Genomic DNA, 3,280 nt, shown 5'->3' with positions numbered 1-3,280 from the left:
AAAGCATCGTGGCGCACCCGCCGTCCGGCTCGATACAGACAGCAACGTATCCGTTTGCCCTATGCTGCGTCGCCGTTATCTTGCGTCGCTTTCTTTGTCAATGAACAAAAAGGCAGGATAGAGATAGGCAGCGGAAAGGGGAACGCTGCCGGGTCTACCTTATACCTTGAATGAAAGGACAGCCCGCATAAGCTTTGACCGTAAACGGTCGCGTATGTCCTCGTCTATGCCGTAGTAGGTATTGCCGCGCTCGTCAATGAGTTTTCGCATAGACAGGGACGCTATGTAGCTTTCGTAATGCTGTACGACAATCTTCATAGCTTCCGGGTCGCCCTTTGTTGCAGCTATGATTACCGAGTACGGTAACAAGCCGCGTTCGTCCTGTTCGGTGTTACCATTATGTGCAGTCATAGGCGCGTTCCTCCAAATAGCGTTTTAACAGTTCAAAAGAGCTTGTACGCCGATACTGTATCGTACTTCTCGGAACGTCACGGAGCTTTGCAATTTCCGCGTCGTTCATTTCAAAAAAGTAGTACAGCAATACGGCTTCTCGTTTGTCGTCCGGCAAGCTGTGCAGGGCTTCGGCAAACAGCTTCGCAGTTATTTCCTTGCCTGCCACACAAAAGGATTTTTCAGCTTCATCATGTTCAAAGTAAGTGTCGTAGGTGTAAAGCTGGTTTTCCTCTTGCGGAGTTAGGTCAGAAAACGAAACTTCTTGTAGCTGCCGCCTTTTGATTTCCCCGTGGGCGTTGATAGCTTCATTCTTCAACGTCCGCTTGCAAAACCCGTTAAAAGCACATCGGATTTGCCGCTGGGTACGATTAGGTTCATTCATGGTATCACCTCCTTTCGCAACTGCGAAAGCGGGTGATGCTTTCCCCTTTCGTAACCCTTCAACAAATGGCGCGGGGAATGTGCCAAACATTCAGAGAAAAAATTTGAAAATTTTTCTCCAAAACGACAAAATGCGCCTGCCCGCAGAACGCGGGCAAACGCATAGGAAATGGCAAAGCTAATATATTGAATTGTCAGTTCGTATCCATAGCCGGAATTACCCGGAGGGGGAGCTACGCTTTTTTTAATTGATGTAACTCATGGGTACTATGAATAACCAAAACGGACACGGTAAAATAACCTCCAATCAGCTACCGTGTCCCTGCAAGTCGTCATAGGTTTGTGTAAACGCAAAGAAACGGCGGCTCTGAAAATCAAAGCCGCCGTTTCATACGCGCGTGAAAATATGTCTGCTCTACGACGGCTTTTTTCTTTTGCCGTCGTCCGGCAGTTTCTAAATCAATCTCTCTTGTCTTTTAGCTTTTACTTTGCTCCAATAACTTCATAGAATAATCATAAAAATCACTCAGTTCTTTATATGTCTTGATTTTGTTTTTTCGTTTAAGATAATCAACGTAAAAAGCGAAAAAAGCAGAAATGATAGCACCAATAACCATCAAGCCATATCCCCATAACGCATTCCCATTATTGATTAAAATGATAAGACCAATTACTGCAACAAGTAATCCTATAATCATAATCCAACCGCCCTGAATCATTTGTACAGCATCCTTAGGGGAGTCATTCTTATTTAATAACTCTTTTTTCATTATTTCTATATCTCCTTTCATAAGATCGTTCAATGAAATTGAATAAATTTCACAAAGCATAATTAAATTGTGTACGTCTGGATAACTCCTTTCGTTTTCCCAACTTGAAATTGTTTGTCTTGAAACATTGAGAAGTTCTGCAAGTTTTTCTTGACTAAAATTATTAGCAGTTCTCAATTCCTTTAGTCGTTTGCTAATATACATTTCTTTTTCCTTTCTTTACATTGGTTATAACATATTCCAAGAAAAATACTATCAAGAGTACTTTCCAACCATTGTCAAAATCGCTTTACATCAAAAGATTATTCATAATTTGTTACTATTTGTAGGATTTTTTATGCGTCCATCAACAGGTTTTTCCGCGTCTTTTGGTATCAGCCACATATACCCAAGTTTTGAAGCGCCTGGTATGCGGTTCTGGCTGCAAAGTATCTGTACTCGTCTTTCTGAAATGCCCCATTTTTCCGCTGCCTGTGGTGCGGATATATATTCCATAAATTCACAACTCCTTTCTATGTTCGGCATTTATATAATTGTACTCGGACAAACGAATAATAGCAATATACTAAATATGAATTATTTAAGCCAACAGTGGGAATTGTATAGACGTATCTTGAAAAAGTTGGGAACTATACAATATAATAGGGTGAATAATTATGGCCAAAAGACCTGTACCACTTTATGACTTCGCAGCTTTCGGGCAAGCGATAAAAGCGGCGCGGACAGCGAGAAAGGAAAGCCGCAAAGATGTAAGCGACGCAATGAATATTTCTCCGCGTTACCTTACCAATATTGAAAATAAGGGACAACAACCAAGCCTGCAAATCTTTTATGAGCTTGTGACACGCTATAACATATCGGTAGACCAATTCTTTTTCCCGAATAGGGACGCTGAAAAATCCACGCAGCGGCGGCAGCTTGATACTCTGCTTGACAGTATCAGCGATAAGGGATTACGGATTGTGACTGCTACGGCGAAAGAGGTTGCGGAAATCGAAAGCTCGGACAAATAAGCTGTCCGTACACAACTGAATATGACAGAAAGAAGCGTTGCAGCCTTTACGGGATTGCAGCGTTTTTTCTTTGCCCCTTTGGCAAAACGGAGCGTTCCTTTGTAGTAGGTATCAGAGGATAAAACTTTCATAGCAAGCATAGGGAGTGTAGCCACTCCCGGCAAAAATGCTTGCTGGGGAGTACCCCAGCCCCCCAAGAAACGAGGTGAAACTATGACGAACCGAACCCGAAAAATTGTTCTGCGTGTTCCCGTGACGCCGGAGGAACGGGAACTTATCCGGCAGAAGATGGCTCTGCTGCACACACGGAATTTTTCTGCATACGCCCGGAAGATGCTGATAGACGGTTATGTTGTCCACATCGACACCACCGACATCCGGGCGCAGACCGCCGAATTGCAGAAGATTGGTGTCAACGTCAATCAGATCGCACGGCGGCTGAACAGCATGGGGCCGCTGTACACACAAGATGTTGCGGACATCAAAGGAGCGCTGGCACAGATATGGCAGTTACAAAGATACATCCTATCAAGTCAACGCTGAAAAAGGCACTGGACTACATCGAGAATCCAGCTAAGACGGATGAAAAAATGCTGGTGTCCTCCTTTGCCTGCTCCTACGAAACCGCCGACATCGAATTTGAACTGCTGCTGTCACAGGCCA

Annotated in this window: 6 protein-coding genes and 1 pseudogene; 3 read left to right on the top strand and 4 right to left on the bottom strand. The window is 43.8% G+C overall.

The features are described from left to right. Positions 1-159: 159 nt before the first annotated feature. The 4 genes from QZL71_RS12870 to QZL71_RS12855 form a co-directional block, all read right to left on the bottom strand. On the bottom strand, positions 160-411 hold the full coding sequence (locus QZL71_RS12870; RefSeq protein WP_294649114.1) for a helix-turn-helix domain-containing protein: 252 nt from the start codon (positions 409-411) through the stop codon (positions 160-162). Continuing rightward, on the bottom strand, positions 398-835 hold the full coding sequence (locus QZL71_RS12865) for an RNA polymerase sigma factor (protein WP_294649112.1): 438 nt from the start codon (positions 833-835) through the stop codon (positions 398-400). Before QZL71_RS12865 ends, QZL71_RS12870 begins: the two co-directional genes overlap by 14 nt. A gap of 475 nt (positions 836-1,310) precedes the next feature. Next, positions 1,311-1,808 carry a helix-turn-helix domain-containing protein gene (locus tag QZL71_RS12860; protein ID WP_294649109.1) on the bottom strand — a complete coding sequence of 166 codons (498 nt, stop codon included), beginning with the start codon at positions 1,806-1,808 and terminating at the stop codon, positions 1,311-1,313. A gap of 102 nt (positions 1,809-1,910) precedes the next feature. After that, positions 1,911-2,099 (bottom strand): helix-turn-helix domain-containing protein, encoded by a 189-nt coding sequence (locus QZL71_RS12855; protein WP_294649107.1) that lies wholly within the window; start codon positions 2,097-2,099, stop codon positions 1,911-1,913. A 161-nt stretch (positions 2,100-2,260) separates the two neighbouring features. Here QZL71_RS12855 and QZL71_RS12850 point away from each other — a divergent pair, with 161 nt between their 5' ends. The 3 genes and pseudogenes from QZL71_RS12850 to QZL71_RS12840 all read left to right on the top strand — a co-directional run. Then, on the top strand, positions 2,261-2,617 hold the full coding sequence (locus QZL71_RS12850) for a helix-turn-helix transcriptional regulator (protein ID WP_294649104.1): 357 nt from the start codon (positions 2,261-2,263) through the stop codon (positions 2,615-2,617). Positions 2,618-2,830: 213 nt separating this feature from the next. After that, entirely contained in the window at positions 2,831-3,160 is a 330-nt protein-coding gene (mobC, locus tag QZL71_RS12845) for a plasmid mobilization protein (protein WP_097793304.1), read from the top strand. After that, positions 3,121-3,280 (top strand): annotated as a pseudogene (locus tag QZL71_RS12840) (endonuclease); the annotation flags it as partial. The gene mobC and the pseudogene QZL71_RS12840, both read left to right, overlap by 40 nt.

The organism is uncultured Faecalibacterium sp. (genome assembly GCF_900066275.1).
Lineage (GTDB): Bacteria > Bacillota > Clostridia > Oscillospirales > Ruminococcaceae > Faecalibacterium > Faecalibacterium taiwanense.
Note: the sequence above shows the minus strand (reverse complement) of the source record. Positions and strands in the feature narration are given on the sequence as shown.